This is a genomic window from Gluconobacter albidus, assembly GCF_002005485.1.
GTDB classification, from domain to species: domain Bacteria; phylum Pseudomonadota; class Alphaproteobacteria; order Acetobacterales; family Acetobacteraceae; genus Gluconobacter; species Gluconobacter albidus.
Genome location: NZ_CP014689.1, coordinates 2,897,027 through 2,915,970, shown reverse-complemented (window position 1 = coordinate 2,915,970; position 18,944 = coordinate 2,897,027). Strand labels below are relative to the sequence as shown.

The 18,944-nt window shown below is 59.2% G+C and carries 18 protein-coding genes, 1 tRNA gene and 2 riboswitches; of the genes, 9 read left to right on the top strand and 10 right to left on the bottom strand.

Features of this window, described 5'->3' with window-relative positions; all coding sequences use genetic code 11:
• Nucleotides 1-9: 9 nt before the first annotated feature.
• From A0U94_RS13330 to A0U94_RS13315, 4 genes are all read left to right on the top strand, one after another.
• Nucleotides 10-510, top strand: coding sequence for a F0F1 ATP synthase subunit B family protein (locus A0U94_RS13330; protein ID WP_077803650.1), 501 nt, complete (start codon nt 10-12; stop codon nt 508-510).
• Between the two features lie 4 nt (nt 511-514).
• Nucleotides 515-1,282 carry a glycosyltransferase family 2 protein gene (locus tag A0U94_RS13325; RefSeq protein ID WP_077803649.1) on the top strand — a complete coding sequence of 256 codons (768 nt, stop codon included), beginning with the start codon at nt 515-517 and terminating at the stop codon, nt 1,280-1,282.
• Between the two features lie 73 nt (nt 1,283-1,355).
• Nucleotides 1,356-3,008, top strand: coding sequence for an ArnT family glycosyltransferase (locus tag A0U94_RS13320; RefSeq protein WP_077803648.1), 1,653 nt, complete (start codon nt 1,356-1,358; stop codon nt 3,006-3,008).
• A 216-nt stretch (nt 3,009-3,224) separates the two neighbouring features.
• Nucleotides 3,225-5,861: a glycosyltransferase family 2 protein gene (locus A0U94_RS13315; protein WP_077803647.1), complete on the top strand. Its 2,637-nt coding sequence runs from the start codon at nt 3,225-3,227 to the stop codon at nt 5,859-5,861.
• Nucleotides 5,862-6,032: 171 nt separating this feature from the next.
• Here A0U94_RS13315 and A0U94_RS13310 read toward each other — a convergent pair.
• Nucleotides 6,033-6,108, bottom strand: a tRNA-Ala gene (locus tag A0U94_RS13310).
• A gap of 142 nt (nt 6,109-6,250) precedes the next feature.
• On the opposite strand from A0U94_RS13310, the gene A0U94_RS13305 reads away from it, so the two are divergent.
• Nucleotides 6,251-6,556, top strand: a complete 306-nt coding sequence (locus A0U94_RS13305) for a YggT family protein (protein ID WP_062030570.1) — start codon at nt 6,251-6,253, stop codon at nt 6,554-6,556.
• 6 nt (nt 6,557-6,562) lie between these two features.
• On the opposite strand, the gene A0U94_RS13300 is transcribed toward A0U94_RS13305, so the two are convergent.
• The 4 genes from A0U94_RS13300 to A0U94_RS13285 all read right to left on the bottom strand — a co-directional run bounded on the left by A0U94_RS13300 (nt 6,563) and on the right by A0U94_RS13285 (nt 10,187).
• Nucleotides 6,563-6,772, bottom strand: coding sequence for a hypothetical protein (locus A0U94_RS13300; RefSeq protein ID WP_077803646.1), 210 nt, complete (start codon nt 6,770-6,772; stop codon nt 6,563-6,565).
• A gap of 41 nt (nt 6,773-6,813) precedes the next feature.
• Nucleotides 6,814-8,277: a metalloprotease TldD gene (tldD, locus tag A0U94_RS13295; protein ID WP_077803645.1), complete on the bottom strand. Its 1,464-nt coding sequence runs from the start codon at nt 8,275-8,277 to the stop codon at nt 6,814-6,816.
• 47 nt (nt 8,278-8,324) lie between these two features.
• Nucleotides 8,325-9,488 (bottom strand): aminotransferase, encoded by a 1,164-nt coding sequence (locus A0U94_RS13290; RefSeq protein WP_077803644.1) that lies wholly within the window; start codon nt 9,486-9,488, stop codon nt 8,325-8,327.
• A gap of 72 nt (nt 9,489-9,560) precedes the next feature.
• Nucleotides 9,561-10,187: an HAAS signaling domain-containing protein gene (locus A0U94_RS13285; protein ID WP_149026775.1), complete on the bottom strand. Its 627-nt coding sequence runs from the start codon at nt 10,185-10,187 to the stop codon at nt 9,561-9,563.
• Between the two features lie 343 nt (nt 10,188-10,530).
• On the opposite strand from A0U94_RS13285, the gene glnA reads away from it, so the two are divergent.
• On the top strand, nt 10,531-11,913 hold the full coding sequence (gene glnA, locus A0U94_RS13280; protein ID WP_062030622.1) for a type I glutamate--ammonia ligase: 1,383 nt from the start codon (nt 10,531-10,533) through the stop codon (nt 11,911-11,913).
• Nucleotides 11,914-11,998: 85 nt separating this feature from the next.
• Nucleotides 11,999-12,628, top strand: a complete 630-nt coding sequence (locus A0U94_RS13275; RefSeq protein ID WP_062107065.1) for a trimeric intracellular cation channel family protein — start codon at nt 11,999-12,001, stop codon at nt 12,626-12,628.
• Between the two features lie 24 nt (nt 12,629-12,652).
• Here the strand turns inward: A0U94_RS13275 and A0U94_RS13270 are convergent, their stop codons facing one another.
• The 5 genes from A0U94_RS13270 to gcvT form a co-directional block, all read right to left on the bottom strand.
• Entirely contained in the window at nt 12,653-12,865 is a 213-nt protein-coding gene (locus A0U94_RS13270; protein ID WP_077803642.1) for a heavy-metal-associated domain-containing protein, read from the bottom strand.
• Nucleotides 12,866-12,952: 87 nt separating this feature from the next.
• Nucleotides 12,953-13,264 carry a putative quinol monooxygenase gene (locus A0U94_RS13265; RefSeq protein WP_077803641.1) on the bottom strand — a complete coding sequence of 104 codons (312 nt, stop codon included), beginning with the start codon at nt 13,262-13,264 and terminating at the stop codon, nt 12,953-12,955.
• Nucleotides 13,265-13,461: 197 nt separating this feature from the next.
• Entirely contained in the window at nt 13,462-16,317 is a 2,856-nt protein-coding gene (gene gcvP, locus A0U94_RS13260) for an aminomethyl-transferring glycine dehydrogenase (protein WP_077803640.1), read from the bottom strand.
• Nucleotides 16,318-16,393: 76 nt separating this feature from the next.
• Nucleotides 16,394-16,753: a glycine cleavage system protein GcvH gene (gcvH, locus tag A0U94_RS13255; RefSeq protein WP_062107071.1), complete on the bottom strand. Its 360-nt coding sequence runs from the start codon at nt 16,751-16,753 to the stop codon at nt 16,394-16,396.
• Nucleotides 16,754-16,789: 36 nt separating this feature from the next.
• On the bottom strand, nt 16,790-17,935 hold the full coding sequence (gene gcvT, locus A0U94_RS13250) for a glycine cleavage system aminomethyltransferase GcvT (protein ID WP_077803990.1): 1,146 nt from the start codon (nt 17,933-17,935) through the stop codon (nt 16,790-16,792).
• Between the two features lie 82 nt (nt 17,936-18,017).
• Nucleotides 18,018-18,094: riboswitch (glycine riboswitch) on the bottom strand.
• Nucleotides 18,095-18,184, bottom strand: a riboswitch (glycine riboswitch).
• A 91-nt stretch (nt 18,185-18,275) separates the two neighbouring features.
• Here gcvT and A0U94_RS13245 point away from each other — a divergent pair.
• On the top strand, nt 18,276-18,578 hold the full coding sequence (locus A0U94_RS13245) for a putative quinol monooxygenase (protein ID WP_062030589.1): 303 nt from the start codon (nt 18,276-18,278) through the stop codon (nt 18,576-18,578).
• Nucleotides 18,579-18,581: 3 nt separating this feature from the next.
• Nucleotides 18,582-18,863 (top strand): putative hemolysin, encoded by a 282-nt coding sequence (locus A0U94_RS13240; protein WP_062107075.1) that lies wholly within the window; start codon nt 18,582-18,584, stop codon nt 18,861-18,863.
• Nucleotides 18,864-18,944: the final 81 nt, after the last annotated feature.

Below are 18,944 nucleotides of genomic sequence, written 5' to 3'. Positions count from 1 at the left end.
GAGACGATGATGTTCCACGATCCCCGGTTCTGGACCGCCCTCGCCTTCGTCCTGTTCTTCGTCATTTTCGGGCGCAAGCTCTGGGTCGCCATTACCGGCCACCTGGATGCCCGCGCTGAAAGCGTCCGTCACGACCTCGACGAAGCAGCCCGCCTGCGTCGCGAAGCCGAGCAGATGCTGGAAGATGCCACCCGCGAGCGTGAAAAGACCCTGGCCGAAACACAGGCCATGCTTGCACGCTCCGAAGCCGAGGCCGCCGGTCTGGCAGAACGCGCCCGCAAGGATGCTGAAGCCGCCGCAGCCCGCTACGAGAAGATGGCGCAGGATCGGATTCACGCTGCCGAGCGCTCGGCCATCCGTGAAATTCAGGATCGCGCTGCCCAGATCGCAGTCGCCGCAGCCCGCGACGTCGTGTCGACCCGCCTGACGGAAAGCCCCGACATCGCCTCCAGCCTGCTCGACCAGAGCATCAACAGCCTGCCGGAAGCCCTTCGGCGCTCCGCTGCCTGATCCGATGCCCGCCTCCACGGTGCAAGGTTCCTTTCATGACGACGGACAGCCCATAAGGCTCTCCGTCGTCATGGCCGTTCTGAACGAAGCGGACAATATCCTCCCTGTCTGTCAGGAACTGGCTGAGACCTTCGGTACCGACCCTTCAATAGAAATTCTGGCCATTGACGACGGCAGCACTGACGCCACCGTCCAAAAGCTGCTGGAAGCCCGGCAGACCCTGCTGCCCCGCCTGCGGATCATCAGCCATCCGAAGCGCCTCGGAAAATCAGCTGCTCTCCGAACAGGCATCACCGCCGCGAAGGGACAATGGATCGCCACCATTGACGGCGACGGGCAGGATGATCCGTCCGCCATCCTGACAATGCTGGAGCGTGCGACATCGACTCCGGACGCCCCGCCTCTGGTGGTCGGCGTCCGGCGCAAGCGCAACGACCGCCTCTCACGCCGGGTCGCCACGCGCTTCGCAAACGGACTGCGCCGTCGTCTCCTGAACGACGGCTGCCCCGATACAGGCGCACCGCTCAAGCTCTTCCCGCGCAACCTCTTCCTGAAAATTCCACAATTTGAAGGCGTCCACCGCTTTCTTCCCGCCCTGCTGGGACATTACGGCGCACCGCTGATCTGCATCGAAGTCCAGCATCGCGCCCGACTGCATGGCAGCTCGAAATATACCAATTTTAACCGGGCTCTTGTGGGTATCCGTGACCTTCTGGGCGTCATGTGGCTTCAGAACCGCACGCATCTGCCCGATCACCTGACCGAACACTGAAACCGTCACCGGGTCACGCTTTCGCGGCTCCCTGCCGCACGTCCGGCCTGACAGAACGGCGCGGAGAGTGCCCATGATCCTGAACCTCCGGCATTATGCTTTTCTGGGGCTGCTGGCCTTTCTGCTCGCCCTGCCAGGCCGCATGACACTTCCGCCGCTTGACCGGGACGAACCGCGCTACATGGAAGCATCGGAACAGATGCTTCTCTCGCACAACTTCATCGACGTCCGCTTTCAGGACAAGCCACGCTATCTTCAGCCAGCCGGAATCTATTGGTTGGAAGCGGCCTCCACCGCTACCGCCGAAAAAATCTTTGGCCCATCGGTGCTGCGCAAGACCTGGCCGTACCGGATTCCCAGCCTGCTCGCCGCCACGATGATCGTGCCATTGACGGCCTGGATCGGCGCAACCCTGTTCGGAGGCCCCACCGGCCTGATGGCCGCTGGCCTGCTGATGGTCTCGACCCTGTTCGTCGCCGAAAGCCATATGGCGACCATCGACACCGTCCTGCTGCTTGATATCCTGTGTATTCAGGCCGCACTTCTGTGCGCCTTCACCGATCGACAAAAAAACCGCCCCACCCATCTCCGGGTCGCGGTTGCCTACTGGCTCGCTCTGGGTGTGGGTCTCATGCTCAAGGGCCCCGTCGTCCTCATTCCGGGTTTCGGCACCCCTCTGGCCCTGTGGCTGATGGAGCGGGACCGGTCATGGTGGTCACGTCTTCGCCCTCGCTGGGGCTGGCTCATCATGCTTGCCGTCGTCGTTCCCTGGTGCGTCGCCATCGAAGTCATCAGCGGCGGAGACTTCTTTGCCCGTGCGGTCGGACGCAATTTTCTCGGCAAGGTGGCCCATGGTCAGGAAGCCCACGGACTGCCCCCCGGCTTTCACCTTCTGGTCTTCGGACTGGCCTTCTGGCCCGGATCGCTTTTCGCCGCCCTCGCCATCCCGGCCGTCTGGAAGAACAGAAAACTTCCACAGGTCCGCTTTCTGCTGAGCTGGATTCTCCCACACTGGCTGGTATTTGAACTGATCGCCACCAAACTCCCCCACTACGTCCTACCGACCTATCCCGCGATTGCCATTCTCACCGCAGCCAGCCTGATGATCTGGCCCATTCCCAAAAGCCCGCGATGGGCAAAAGCCCTGCTCGGCGCTTACGGTGTTGTGTGGACAATCCTCGGTGTCGGCTTCTGCTTCGCTGGCAGTATTGCTCTCTACAGTCTTGAGCACACAGTCTCTCTCTCAGCGCTGATCGCTCTGGGCGGTGCCCTGCCGCTGGTGCTCGGAGCTGTCATGCTGCTGCTGAAACGGGACCGCAAACAGGCTGCCTTCTGCGCCATGGGCGCAGCCGTCATTGCTCATGCCGGCCTTTTCCTAGGCGTCATCCCTAATCTGCAAACCATCCGCCTCAGCCCCCGGATCGCAGACCTCTTCGAAAACGTCCGTCCCTGCCCTGACAGCATCCTCGTCTCTTCATCCTATTCAGAGCCAAGCCTCGTCTTCCTTGCAGGTCCCAACACTCAGCTCATAGGCCCCGCAGCCGCAGCAGAATATCTGCACAATCACCCGCAATGCAGTCTGGCGTTGATTGATCGCCGGGATGAACCCATTTTTAATAAAGAATTAACCCAATACGGCCTCGACATTGTCGAGTATGGGCGCCTTCAGGGCATCAATTATTCAAACGGACACCATCTTGATTTAGGGCTTTTCGCCCCTCGATGACTGTACACATCGCAGAATTCAGACGATACTGGAGAAAATATGGGATCTTAATGGCGCGTCCCGCGTATCATAAAATTGAAACCTCGCGTGTCTCACGCTCTGATATTTGATAACAAACAGTCAACATAACCAAGTCTTTGACGGCGCCAGTTTTTATCCTAAGCTTGAAATACTATGTCAGAATCAAAGCATTAATGATTTGTCAGGAGAAAATTAATGATTATCTGCCAAATTGATGAATTTTCTGTTAACGGTATACGGGGATGGGCAACAGATACTGAAAATCCCTCGCAGCCCGTATTCCTTCACGCTTTGGCAGACGGTCAGGAATTCCTTCAGTTTCATTGCACGGATCTGCGTGAAGATGTGCATGCCTCCGGTATTCCTTCACTCAATACCGGCTTCCAGATCCCAATGCCGCACAGCCTTCTTGACGGCAAAACGCATACTATCACCTTCAAAAACCGCCTCCAGCAGATTGAAATCTATTCACAAGGCCAGGGGCTGGAACATATTTCCTTCTCTGGCAGGCTCCCTGTAGAAACCCATTCTTTCGTCGATGGCCTGAAACAGGGCGTTCTGAGTGGCTGGGTCGTTCGTGGCAATGCAGCCGAAGGATGGAAGGGGGGCCAGCAAATTCTCGTGACCTGTAACGGTCAGAAAATTGCCCAGATCGAGGCCAACAGATATCGAGGCGATGTTGGAAAAGCCCTGTCCTGTGACCCTTATTGCGGCTTCCAGTTTTCGCCACCAGACCTGTACCGCAAGCCCTACGAGCAGGAATTCCGTTTCTACGTCCTGCCCGATATGCTGGAAGTTGCCAACAGCCCCTGTCTGACCAGCTTTGTCACGGACGCCAACGAATCCCTGATCATTGACGTGATCGACCAGATTGACGCGCTCCATGTGGAACTGACGCGCCTGCGCCGCAAAGTCAGGGAAATTCTCCCGCAACCCGGATTTACCATCGCCGATTATCATTCCTGGGCAACAGCCTACTTCCCGGTTCTTCGCAAATATGTCGACCGTACCCGCAACAATGACCTTATCTTGGGAAACCCGCTGGTCAGCATTGTCTGTCCGGTCTGGAATCCGGATCTCACGGATTTTACAGCAGCAATCGAAAGCGTCCGCGCCCAGACATGGCAGAACTGGGAACTCATCCTTGTTGATGACTGTAGCAAAAATGCTGAACTGCGCGCCGTCATCGAAGATTTTGCCAAAGCTGACTCCCGCATAAAGCCGCTTTTCCAGAAACAGAATGGTGGCATCAGCATTGCGACTAATGCGGGACTTGAAGCCGCCCAAGGTGAATGGGTCGCGTTTTTCGATCACGATGATCTGCTCGCGGATGTCGCCGTCGAATACATGCTCCGGGAAGCCACAAGAAGCCGCGCCGATCTGATCTATTCAGACGAAGATAAAATTGACGCCAGCGGTTATTACCGGGAGCCCGCTTTCAAAACGGACTGGAACTACAGGCTTCTTCTTGGCGTCAACTATGTCTGCCATTTCGTGATGATCCGTCATTCTGCCCTGCAGAAAGTCGGCGGCCTCAACAAGGAATATGACGGCGCACAGGACCACGATTTCCTGCTTCGCGCCTCCGAGCACATTCCTTCAGAAAAAATCCATCACGTTCCTGAAATTCTGTATCACTGGCGCATCACTGCAAATTCAACGGCTTCCGACATTGGCAACAAGCGCTATGCCATTGATGCGGGCATCAAAGCGGTGAACGACCATCTCGAACGTCGCAATCTGCCCGCAAATGTCGATTCCCAGATGGGAATGACGCTTTACACAGTGAACTGGCAGTTCAATCAGTTTCCGTCGGTCACGATCATCATTCCCTACAAGGATGAAATTCCCACGACCGCCCGCTGCCTGGATGCCATCCAGAAATATACACGCTATCCGAATTACAAGGTTATTCTGGTCAACAACTGGTCGATCACAGAGGAAGCGGAGGCTTTTGCACAGAAAGTCGATGACATTCCCAATGTTGAGATCCTGACCGTCAAAGAACCTTTCAACTACTCCCGCATCAACAATCTCGCAGCAAAAGACGAAACATCCGATTTCCTTTTATTCCTGAACAACGACGTTTTTGTTGAGCAGGAAAACTGGCTCGAAATCCTTGTCAACGAAGCCCTTGCAGATCCGCAGGTTGCAATCGTCGGCGGCAAATTCGTCTATCCCAATCAGACCGTGCAGCACGCCGGGGTCCTGCTCGGGATCGGTGATGTCGCCGGGCATGCCCATGTCGGCATCCCGCGGAACGAAGGCGGTTACGCAGGTCGTGCCTACTTCCCACAGGAAATCTCGGCTGTGACCGCCGCCGGAATGCTGATCCGTCGTCCAGCCTTCGAACTGGTCGGAGGCTTTGACGAAGAGCACCTCAAAGTCGCGTTCAACGATATTGATCTGTGCCTCAAGGTGCGCGACGCTGGCTACAAGGTCATCTGGACCCCGGATTTCTGTGCAGAGCATCATGAAAGTCTGAGCCGCGGCAGCGATGATCGTCCTTCAACAGAACGCCGCTTCTTCCACGAAACGCAGTTCATGATTGAAAAATGGGGCAATACGCTTCGTGCGGATCCATTCTACAATCCGCATTTCACCCTCGACAGACAGGTCTTTTTTGACCTGACAATCCCGGGCGTGGATGAAACGCGATATCCCCCTCTCGAATCTGCGAGAAAGAAAATTCGTCCTCTCTGGGACACTTCAACGCTCACAGCAGAATCAAAGACATCTCCTGCCACGAAAAAGCCCGTGACTAAAAAAATCCAGACCAAAACCCGGATCAAGAAACCCTCTGCTACAATCGCAGCCAAAGCGGCTGAATAACACCGAAGTTCTTCGATAAATAAATTCAACCGGCCATGGGCTGCTGCATGCAATAATGCAGTCCATGGCCTATTGGGTATGGCCAGATCGAAAAACCGTTTCCTGACAAATCAACGACAAGAAAAAAGCAGTTTTCAAAAACTGTCTTATTATAAGAGAAAGAGATGACCGTGGTGGAGCTGAGGGGAATCGAACCCCTGACCTCCTCATTGCGAACGAGGCGCTCTCCCATCTGAGCTACAGCCCCACGGTCAAGCAATAGTTCTCCTCTTCCCACACACTGTCAAGCGGAGCTGCGCGCAGGATGTTGTTCTGTGCTACTGCTATGGCTACAAGCTTTTTCCGACCGGCCTTTCGGCTGCCCCGACCGACATTCGACGAGGTTTTACATGGTTGCCCTGCATGCCATTATCCTGATGCTGATCCAGGCTTTCGTATGGATTCTTCTGGCGTATTGCATTCTGTCGATGCTGCTTGGTTTCGGGATTCTCGATATCCGCAACCGCTTTTTCTATTCCATTTTCAACACACTGGCCAAGATCGTAGAGCCCGTGATGTCGCCAATCCGAAATATCCTGCCAAATACGGGTGGCATAGATTTTGCCCCCATGGTGGTGCTGCTGCTGATCCAGTTTCTGGTCTATCCGGCCGTAAACCGGATCTTTTTCATGCTCGCAACCCAGAGCAGCTTTTAAAAAGCTTTATCTCAGGGAGCGCCACACCTCTTCAAGCGCCTCAATGAGACTGTCAGCAGTTTCCTGATGCAGCATCCCGTCCGGACGTTGCATCAGGACCGACCACTTCCCTCCCTGCGGGCGCTCCATCTTGATGCTCCAGTCCTCGGGAATACGGGAAAAAATCCGCTCCATGCGCGCTTCAGCCGTTAACGGCTTTGCGTAGTTATGTCCCATCGCTGATTGCTTTCGCTTTTCCGACCGAGATTTTTCGAAGGTCAGCCCGTACCACCCACCGTCAGACCGGAGATTTTCAGGGTCGGCTGCCCAACACCTACCGGCACACCCTGCCCAGCCTTGCCGCAGGTTCCAATCCCCGGATCAAGCGCCACATCGGACCCGATCATGGAAATCTGGTTCATGGCATCCGCCCCGTTTCCAATCAGAGTCGCCCCCTTTACCGGACGGACGATTTTCCCGTCTTCCACCAAATAGGCTTCCGAGGCCGCAAACACGAATTTTCCCGACGTAATATCAACCTGCCCGCCGCCGAAATTCACGGCATAGAGGCCCCGTTTGATCGAGCGGATCATCTCGTCCGTCGTGGCACTCCCTTCCAGCATCAGCGTATTGGTCATGCGGGGCATCGGAGCATGGGCATAGGACTGGCGACGCCCGTTTCCGGTCGATTTCGTTCCCATCAGCCGGCCATTCAGACGGTCCTGAAGATATCCGGTGAGAATCCCATCCTCAATCAGCACTGTCCGGGACGTCGGCGTGCCTTCATCATCAACACTAAGCGACCCCCGACATTCGGGTAGCGTTCCGTCATCAACCACGGTCACGCCTGGAGAGGCCACACGCTTGCCGATCATCCCTGAAAAGGACGACGTTCCCTTGCGGTTGAAATCCCCTTCCAGCCCGTGACCTACGGCCTCATGGAGCAGAATGCCCGGCCAGCCCGGCCCAAGCACCACATCCATCTCGCCCGCAGGGGCCGGCGCTGCATCCAGTGTGATCAGGGCCTGTTTCAGCGCCTTGTCGACAGCATCCCGCCACGTTTCCGGGGCCAGCAGACGGTCCAGTTCGTAACGACCACCCAGACCACAGCTTCCACTCTCGCGCTGACCATCCTTTTCCACAACGACCGACACGTTCATCCGCACCAGAGGTCTCAAATCCGCAACATCGCCCCCGGCATCTGCCCGACGCATGATCTGCACTGCCTGCCATTCGGAACTCAGCACGGCACTGACCTGCACCACACGGGAATCCAGCCCCCGTGCATAGGCATCAATTTCGCTCAGAACTGCAGCCCGGGCCGCAAAATCCGTCCCTTCAAGCGGACGGGAGTCTCCATAGAGCCGCTGGTTTGTCGCCTGCGGCCCCGGCGCCATAACGCCACTCCGTCCCTGCCGAACAGCCCCCACCGTACTGACGGCCCGCGCCAGAGCATCGCGACTGATATCGTCAGCATGAGCAAAAGCCGTCTCCGTTCCCAGAACGGCCCGCAAACCAAACCCTGAAGACGTGTTGAAGCTGGCCGAACGGATCGTCCCGTCATCCAGACTGATACTCTCGTTTTCCCGATATTCCAGAAAAAGCTCGCCGTCATCCACACCCTCAAGCCCCCGATCAACGAGTGCCTTGGCATCGTCACGGGTCAGCTTTGAATCAGGCCGTCCGAAAAACAGGGCATCGGTCGTCGCAAGAGCGCCCAGAGCATCAGCAGCAACAGACATGAAAAATCTCCAGACAGAAACAGAAAACGGGTGGCGGAACCGTGCTTTTAAGAAAGGGCTTTTTCCAGCCGTTTCAAGGCTTCGGAGAGGATCTCGGGCTTTTTGCAGAATGCGAACCGGATCAGGTTCTGCGGTGGAGCATCCCCCTCAGGGTCATAGAAGGCTGAAACCGGAATCGTCGCGACCCCTGCATGCTCAACCAGCCAGCGCGCGAAGTCCACATCATCGCGCCCATCCGCATGACGTGAGATATCCGCCACGATGAAATAGCTTCCATCGGCGGGCAATGTCTCAAAGCCCAGACGATGCAGACCGTCCCGCAACAGATCCCGCTGCATTTCCATCTGCGCCGACAGAGCCTGGTAATAGCTTTCGTCCTTGTTCAGCCCATAAGCCACAGCCCGCTGAAGGTTCGGAGCAGTCGCGAACACCAGAACCTGATGCGCCTTCGCCACCACCGATGCCAGCGCGGCCGGCGCGGTCACATAGCCGACTTTCCATCCCGTCAGGGAGAAACTTTTGCCCGCACTTCCGATCCGCATGCACCGCTCCCGCATTCCCGGCAGCGTCATCAGAGGCATGTGTTTCACGTGAAACGTCAGGTGTTCATAAACCTCGTCACAGATCGCATACGCATCATACTCCCGCACCAGATCCGCAATCAGTTCAAGCTCCTCGCGGACAAAAACCTTCCCGGACGGATTCATCGGCGAATTGAGCATGATCGCCTTGGTCTTCGGCCCAAACGCCGCCCGCAATTCCGCTTCCGGCAGCGACCAGTGCGGCGGCTGGAGCCGCACACAGCGTGGAACAGCTCCCAGAAGTCTGAGTGCGGGCAGATAGGTGTCATAAAGCGGCTCGATCACCACCACCTCATCCCCCGGCTCCACCACCGCCATCAGACAGGCCGCCAGTGCTTCGGTCGCCCCGGACGTCACCACAACTTCCGTCGCCGGATCGACCTCCAGCCCATAGAAACGTCGGTTGGAAGATGCCACAGCCTCGCGCAGCTCCAGCAGCCCCGTCAGCGGCGCATACTGGTTACGCCCGTCCTGCAGCGCCTCCGCAGCCACCTGAATGATATCCTGCGGCCCCTCCGTATCCGGGAATCCCTGCCCGAGATTGATCGCCCCATGTTTTACGGCCAGCTGGGACATGATCGTGAAAATGGTCGTCGGAAGACCCGCAAGATACTGATTCGGAGTTTTCATTGATGAGGTCCAGAACACACGAAAAACACAAAGCGCCTCACCATTGCAGGCCAGCGCGGGGCTGAAAAGCCTTTAGTCCCGCATCCGTGTTTTCCGACGCATATCGCGCAGCAGGATCTGCCCCAGCCCCCGCATAAGAAGCATCGCCAACACGATCAGAACAATGCCGACACCACAGGAAACAATAGCTGCCGTCCAGGAAAGGGGAACGGCATTTTTCGGTGCACCATCCGTCGTGATCGTGAACGAAAACGCTTCGTCATTCATAATGAACACGTCCTGCGGAACAAAGAACCGCAACGCGGGCATCGCCGCCAGCAGAACCCCCGCCAGACCGAACACAATGACCACCAAGCCACCAGTAAACGCCAGAAGGCTTCCCGCAGCCAGCCGCAACACAACCCACAACAGGGCAAACGGATTGGACTGCTGCACCCCGACCGACAGCTCATGCCGGATCGTAAAGCGTGCAGCGAGCCTGCCCGGCTTCCCCAGCTTTTCCAGAAGTGCCTGTACGGCGCCATCGCCCAGCCGCGCCTGCGCCGCAACCTGCGCCCGCACTTCAGCAACAATCAGGTCCCGCTCGCTCTCGGGCAGGCTCAGCAGGCCGCCCCGGAATTCATGCAGATAACGCTCAACCGGCAGGGACAGAAGATCACTGTCTTTCCAGCCATCCAGAGATTCGGCAGCACGGGTCATGAGGATATTTCCCAAAAAGAGTCTCGCTGCCCTCTTTCCATGCAAGTTCCGGACCAGACGTGGAAAGCTTTGATCCGCTTCCGCAAGATTCTACCTCAAATCCGCAGAATGGCGTAATTTCCCATACTCGACAGACGGGCATTTGTCGCTTAATCGTTTTGCAGCCGTTTACACGATGCAAGGCGACAGATCGATGGCCAAGAAAGCCCCCACTTCCTCTACCGCGACACCGAAGGCCGCCCCGGCGCGCCGTACCTCGAAGGCCGCAGCGCCCAAGGCTGCCCCCGCAGCTTCAGGCAAGCCGCCCGCTCCGAACCCGCAGGCCGTGGCCCGCGTCTTCGAGATGATCCAGGAGCACGCGGCGGAATTCGTCGATCTGCGCTTCACCGACCCGAAGGGCAAGTGGCACCACACGACCCAGACGGTCTCGACCATCGAAGACGACACCTTCGTCGAAGGTTTCATGTTCGACGGCTCGTCCATCCAGGGTTGGAAAGCCATCAACGAGTCCGACATGGTCCTGCTTCCGGATCCGGAAACGGCCGTCATGGACCCGTTCTCCGCCAAGCCGCAGCTGATCCTGTTCTGCGACATCATTGATCCGAAGACGGGCAATTTCTACAACCGCGATCCGCGCTCGACCGCCAAGCTCGCAGAAGCCTATCTTAAGTCAGCCGGCTTCGGCGACACGGCGTTCTTCGGTCCGGAAGCCGAGTTCTTCATCTTCGACAACGTGCAGTTCGGCACAGGCCCGAATTTCGGCACGTATCAGCTCGACAGCATCGAAGGTCCCGGCGCCTCCATGAAGGCCTATCCGGAAGGCAACATGGGCCATCGCCCTGTCGTCAAGGGTGGCTACTTCCCGGTCCCGCCCGTGGACAGCGAGCATGACCTGCGCGCCGAAATGCTCTCGACGATGGGTGAAATGGGCCTGCCGATCGAAAAGCACCACCACGAAGTCGCACAGTCGCAGCACGAGCTCGGCACGAAGTTCGACACGCTCGTGAAGTCCGCCGACTTCATGCAGATCTACAAGTACTGCGTGCACAACGTTGCCCATTCCTACGGCAAGACAGCCACGTTCATGCCGAAGCCGATCTCGGGCGACAACGGCTCGGGCATGCATGTCCACCAGTCCATCTGGAAAGACGGCAAGCCGACCTTCGCCGGTGACAAGTATGCAGACCTGTCCGAAGACGCGCTGTTCTACATCGGTGGCATCATCAAGCACGCGAAGGCTCTGAACGCCTTCACGAACCCGTCCACCAACTCCTACAAGCGCCTGATCCCGGGCTTCGAAGCGCCCGTGCTTCTGGCCTACTCCGCAGCGAACCGTTCGGCTTCGTGTCGTATCCCGCACGCGACCAACCCGAAGGCCAAGCGCGTCGAAGTCCGCTTCCCGGACCCGATGGCAAACCCGTATCTCGCGTTCGCCGCCATGCTGATGGCCGGCCTCGACGGCATCCGCAACAAGATCCACCCGGGCGACGCCATGGACAAGGATCTGTACGAGCTGCCGAAGGAAGAACTGGCCCAGATCCCGACGGTCTGCGGTTCGCTCCGTGAGGCTCTCGAAGCCCTCAAGGAAGACCACGCATTCCTTCTCGAAGGCGGCGTCTTCACCAAGGACCAGATCGAAAGCTACATCGACATCAAGTGGCCGGAAGTCTACAAGTTCGAACATACGCCGCATCCGGCAGAGTTCGAGATGTACTACTCGGTCTGATCCGGGTCAGAACATCACGTCTACGGAAAGCCCGGCCTTCGTGCCGGGCTTTTCTGTTTTCAACACACCACGTCAAGACGGCCCGATGATCCCTCCCGCCCTTCAGGCCTTCTCCTCCTCCGCTCTGCCCGTCCTCGACATCGCAGGCACGATCGTGTTCGCGATTTCCGGCGCGATCGAGGCCGCACGCGCGCGCCTGACCATCGTGACGTTCATGTTCTTTGCTGCCATTACCGGCGTCGGTGGTGGAACCGTGCGGGACCTGCTGATTGGCGCCCCCGTCTTCTGGATGCACACCTCCATCCCGATTACGGCCTGTCTGCTGTCCGCCATTGCCGTGTGGTTCACCCCGGCCCGCTTCTGGCCAGCCCGCGCCGTGGAATGGTTTGACGGTCTCGGGATCGCAGCCTATGGCGTCTTCGGCTCAGCCAAGGCGCTGGCCTACGGCATCCCGCTGATCCCGGCGGCTCTCATGGGAATCGTCAGCGCCTGCATGGGCGGTATTTTCCGGGATGTGCTGGCAGGCGTGCCGTCCATCATCATCCGGCCGGAGCTCTACGTCACGGCCGTTGCCCTGGCGTCAGGAACCTATGTCTCCCTGACGGCGCTGGGTCTGAGCACCACAATTGCCGCAGATCTCGCCGTTCTGGCCGGCTTCAGCCTGCGCGCTGCGGCCCTCATCAAAGGGCTCGGCCTGCCGCATTACAAACGATAGGCGGCAGGCACATTCAAACGCCTGTCAGGCGATAACGTCGAACCCGACATCTTCCACGACATGCTGCAACGCCACCGGCGTCACTTTCTGCTCATCATACTGAATGGCAGCCTGTCCCGGATCGAGCGTTACCTCCGCCGACGACACACCCGGAACGTTGGACAGGGCGGACTGTAACTTGCCCGAACATCCGTTGCACGACATCCCGTCAACCTTGAACGTCACCATCGAAACCATAACAGACTCTCCTGTCTTCAAAGGCTGCTCCGCAAAACAGCCGATCCACGAGTGGGACATATTCCCGCAAAAATGCAAACAGCTTTTTCAGGCTGCGTCAGCTGACTCGTCCAGCGGCTGGACCTTCATGATTTCAGCCTGCGCTCCACATTTCGCAAGCACCTCACCCAGAACCTTGAAATGCGGTGACGCCAGATGCGCTTCAAACCCGGCTTCCGAAGCCCAGATTTCGTTGGCAACGAAGCGGCCAGCCTTTTCCGTATCCCGGCTGATCACATACTGGCGGCAGGCCTCCTCCTTGCGCGAAGAGACAACACAGGCCGCAAAAGCCTGCTCGGCAGCGGCAGCGTGTTCGGCGGCAACCGTAACAACGGCCGTGATGTGAACCGTCTGGCTCATGATGGAACTCCTCATCAACAATAGAAGCTACCCCATCCGCATCTTCCGAAAGCGGGCAGCGTTTCACGTGAAACCATACCTCACCACTTTGTGAGAAAGAACCCATGCCGGGTATCACACCCACAAAGACCGAACAGCAAAAAGGCGCCTCCCCGAAGGAAGGCGCCCTGTCCCGAACACCAGACGGAAAAAGCCGCTCAGCCTTCAGCGTAGGTCGAAATATCCGGGCAGGAACAGATGAGGTTCCGGTCCCCCCAGGCATTGTCCAGACGCCCGACCGGCGACCAGTATTTCGACGTGTCCACACCGCCTGGGAAACACCCTGCCTCGCGGCTGTAGGAACGGTCCCACGCGCCTGCCAGATCCGCCGTGGTATGCGGCGCAAAACGCAGCGGGCTGGCGTCCATCGCCACGCGCCCGGCTTCGACTTCGGCAATCTCCGCGCGAATGGCGATCATCGCATCGCAGAAGCGATCCAGTTCGCCCTTCCCTTCGGATTCCGTCGGCTCAATCATGAACGTCCCCGCCACCGGGAAGCTGACGGTTGGTGCATGGAACCCGTGGTCGATCAGACGCTTGGCGATATCATCCACCGTCACACCGACCGTGTCCTTCAGCGGCCGCAGATCCACGATGCATTCATGCGCCGTAAAGCCGTTGGTGCCGCGATACAGAACCGGATAATGCCCTTCCAGACGCGATGCGATGTAGTTCGCATTCAGGATCGCCATCGTCGTCGCCTGACGCAGTCCCTCGTCGCCCATCATCATGATGTAGGCCGCGGAAATCGGCAGAATGGACGCCGAGCCGTAAGGCGCTGCGGATACCGCAATGCCATGCTGCCCCGGCAGATACGGCGCAAGATGCTTGCCCACGCCGATCGGCCCCATGCCCGGACCGCCACCGCCATGCGGGATGCAGAACGTCTTGTGCAGATTGAAATGCGAGACATCCGCGCCATACAGACCCGGCCGTGCCAGACCAACCTGCGCATTGAGGTTCGCGCCATCCAGATAGACCTGACCGCCGGCGGCATGAACCAGTTCGCAGATCTCCACGATCCGCTCCTCGAACACGCCATGCGTGGACGGATAGGTGATCATGATGGCCGCCACGCGCCCGTCATGCTGCGCAATTTTCGCCTTCAGATCCTCGACATCAACATTGCCGTTCTCATCGCACGCCACGACGACAACCCGCATTCCGACCATCTGGGCCGAAGCCGGATTGGTCCCGTGCGCGGACGCCGGAATCAGACAAACGTCGCGGTTCTCATCCCCACGCGCCCGGTGATAGCCACGGATCGCCAGAAGCCCAGCATATTCGCCCTGCGCACCGGAATTCGGCTGAAGCGAGACGGCATCATAGCCCGAAATCGCACAGAGCGTGCGCTCCAGATACGCGAACAGCTCGGCATAACCCTGAACCTGATCGGCGGGTGCGAACGGGTGAATCCGCGAAAATTCCGGCCAAGTGATGGGGATCATCTCTGCCGTCGCATTGAGCTTCATGGTGCAGGAGCCCAGCGGGATCATCGTCCGGTCCAGCGCCAGATCCTTGTCCGCCAGCGCACGCATGTAGCGCAGCAGATCCGTCTCGGAACGATGGGCATGGAACACAGGATGCGTCAGCAGCGGCGCCGTCCGGGACAGGCCCTCCGGCAGCGCATCCGTCACATCGAGCCCCTGCTCGACAGACGCCAGATTCGCACCCTCGCCCGCGAACGCCGCCCAGACCGCACGGATCGTTTCCGGCGTCGTGGTCTCGTCACAGGACACACCAATCCGGCCATTCCCCGCATCGCGCAGATTGATGCCCGAGGCCACGGCCCTCGCCAGCACCTGCGGCGCAGCAACACCCGCCTGAACGGTAATCGTGTCGAAGAACACCTCCGTCTCGACGCTCGCGCCCAGAGCCTTCAGCCCGGCAGACAGGATCGCCGCCATCCGGTGTGTGCGTGCGGCAATCGCCTTCAGCCCTTCCGGACCATGATACACCGCATACATGGACGCGATGATCGCCAGCAGCGCCTGCGCCGTGCAGATGTTGGACGTCGCCTTCTCGCGGCGGATATGCTGTTCGCGCGTCTGAAGCGCCAGACGATAGGCGGGCTTGCCCGCACTGTCGCGCGACACGCCGACCAGACGCCCCGGCATGTGCCGCTTGAACGCATCGCGCGTCGCCATGAACCCCGCATGCGGGCCACCAGCCCCCATCGGCACGCCATAACGCTGCATCGAGCCAATCGCGATATCCGCGCCCAGCGCACCAGGGCTTTCCAGCACCACGAGCGCCAGCGGATCACAGGCCAGAGCCGCAATCGCACCCTTCTCATGCAGCGCCGCAATCACGCCGCGCAGATCCCGCACCTGCCCCGAAGACCCCGGATAGGACAGCAGCGCGCCAAACACGGACGATGCGTCCAGATCCGTCTCCGGATCTCCAACCACAATATCCCAGCCCAGCGGCTCGGCCCGCGTGCGGATCACGGCAACCGTCTGCGGATGCGTGTCCGCATCCACGAAGAACGCCGTCGCCTTCGACTTGCCCACCCGCTGCGCCAGCGCCATGGCTTCCGCACAGGCGGTGCCCTCGTCCAGCAGGGACGCATTGGCAATGTCGAGCCCCGTCAGATCTGCCACCAGCGTCTGGAAATTCAGCAACGCCTCAAGGCGGCCCTGGCTGATTTCGGGCTGATACGGCGTGTAAGCCGTGTACCAGGCCGGATTTTCGAGAATGTTCCGCTGGATGACCGGCGGCAGAACCGTATCGTAATAACCCTGCCCGATCATGGACGTCAGAACCTGATTGCGCGAGGCGATCTGCCGCAGACGCGCCAGTGCATCCTGCTCGGTCAGGGCCGCACCGATCCCGTGATCCCCGCGATCGAGAATGGCGGCCGGAATGGTCCGGTCGATCAGGTCATCAAGGCTGGAAGCCCCCACGACCCGCAGCATCTCTCCGATTTCGGAAGGGCGCGGGCCGATATGGCGGGAGCTGAAATCTTCGGTCTGGGCAGGCCACAAGGTCGTCACAGGCAGGTTCTCTGGCATTTCATGAAAAGCGGAGGCAGAAATTCGGGGCGGGATGAAAGAAAAACGGGGTCTGCCAACGCAGACCCCGCAAGCCTCAGAGGCTCTTGTACTGCTCGGCCGTCAGCAGGCCCTTGAGGTCGTCCGGGTTGGAAACCGTCATGCGGAAGATCCAGCCCTCGCCTTCCGCATCGCGGCCCACCAGCGTCGGATCATCGGACAGCGCTTCGTTAAAGCCCGCCAGCGTACCCGCCACCGGCGCATAGATGTCGGACGCCGCCTTCACGGACTCGACAACCGCAGCCGCGTCACCGGCGGCAACTTCCGTGCCCTCGTCCTTGGCTTCAACGAACACCAGTTCGCCCAGCTCTTCGGAGGCATGCGTCGTGATGCCAACAGTCGCCTGCTCGCCATCGACGCGGATCCATTCATGGGACTTCGTGTAATAGGTCGTCATTGCTGCTTTTTCCTGATCTGAAATTCGACTGTAAGTTCAGCGCTTGAAACCGGGTGCCACGAACGGCATCGCCCGCACATGCAGCGGCACATACTTGCCCCGCAATTCCGCAAAGACGAGTGTGTCCAGCGCCGCATGATCCGACGCGACATAGCCCATCGCAACAGGAGCCTTCACGCTCGGGCCAAACGCCCCGGACGTGACCACCCCGATTTCCTTCTGCCCCTCGGCGTCGGCAAAAAGCTTCGCCCCCGCCCGCACCGGAGCCCGACCTTCCGCCAGCAGACCCACGCGCCTGCGCGACACGCCATCGCGCGTCTGCTTCAGCACAACTTCCGCCCCCGGATAGCCGCCAGCGCGGGAGCCGCCCTCACGACGCGCCTTCTGGATCGCCCAGCCCAGCGAGGCTTCAACCGGCGTTGTCTTGACATCAATGTCATTGCCATACAGGCACAGCCCGGCCTCCAGACGCAGCGAGTCCCGCGCGCCCAGACCAATCGGCAGCACATCCGGCTGCGCCAAGATCGCACGTGCGATTTTTTCAGAATCCGCGCCCGCACAGCCGATCTCGAACCCGTCCTCGCCCGTATAGCCGGACCGCGACACCGTCACCTTCACGGGCCCAGTCGCAGCGGCCAGTTCAGTCTCGATCACATCCATGAAGCGCATGTCCTTCACGGCCGGGCAAAGCGGCGCCAGAGCCGCTTCCGCAGCCGGCCCCTGAAGCGCCATAAGCCCCCGATCAAACTGGCGCGTCACAACACACCGATCAGACAGCGCGGCCTCGATCCGGTCTGCGTCCTGAACCTTGCAACCCGCGTTCACGACCACCAGAAGATCATGGCCCATATTGGCGACCATCAGATCGTCCAGAATGCCACCCTCTTCATTGGTCAGCAGTCCATAACGCTGGCGCCCGGCGGCAAGTCCGACATAATCCGCCGGTACCAGCGTCTCCAGAGCCGCAGCCGCGTCCTTCACGTCGCCGCTTTTCGCAGCAATACGGATCTGCCCCATATGGGACACGTCGAACAGACCAGCCTTCTCGCGCGTATGCAGATGCTCCGCCATCAGTCCCGCAGGGAACTGGATCGGCATCTCAAAGCCTGCGAACGGCACCATCTTCGCGCCAAGTTCCAGATTCAGATCGTAAAGGGGAGTACGCTGGAGGGAATCGCTCATACGAAAAAGCCCGGTCCATTCTATCTCAAGACGTGAAGATGCAGACGCCCCCGGCTTCCCGCAGAATGCGGCCGGAAAAAACGTCGCCCCTTCTGTCCTTTCGCCTGAGATCGCTATCCCGTCGGCGGATGCGTCAAGCGCACCTCTCTCCAGAATGTCCTGACCGCCTCGGTCCTTTGGCCTGAGAGTTTCCGGGGCGGTTGCTCCTTCGGCGCCAGCCTCTCGGCCGGTCTCTCCCGTGTCGGTCCTTCCGATCCTGCCAGTTTCCGAAAAACTCCGCAATCGTTACGATCGCTCCTGCGTTGTGTCCCGAGACCTTAAATGCACAAAGGAGAACTCCATGGCTGGCGAACTGACGGTCATTGCAGAATTCGAGACCACACCGGCAACCTATGACAGATTTCTCAAGGTCTGCGCCTATGACAGCGAACGCTCCGTCGCCGACGAATCCGGCTGCCACAGCTTCACGGTCCTCTCCCCCGAAACGGAAGCCGATACCGTCATCCTGGTGGAAGTCTATACCGACCGCGCGGCCTTCGAAGAGCACCTCAGGACCCCGCATTTCGAGGTCTTCGCAAACGCTGTAAAAGAACTGGACATCAAGGAACGCAGCGTCCGCTTCCTGAAGAAAAGGGCTCCCTGAGCAATGCATCTTTCAAGCACGAAACGCCTCCTGGCCATCACCCTCCTGTGCGGCACGGTGTCCGCGTGCGCTTCCCATCCGCAGCACAATCCGCGTACCCGCCTGATCGGCATTCCCAACCCCGCCAGCGTCTATTGCACGCAGCAGGGCGGCCGACACGGTGATGTCCGGACTGCAGGCGGCGAAACCGGCACCTGCACCTTCCCGCCCAACCAGATCTGCGACGAATGGACGCTCTACCGCGAGCACCGCTGCGTCGCCCCACTGGCCAAAATGACACCCTGATTTTTCAGCCTGGTCAGATCAAGCCCGGTCAGGCCCGAAAGAGCCGCCGGGTTTTTTCATGGCCTCAATACATAACATGTT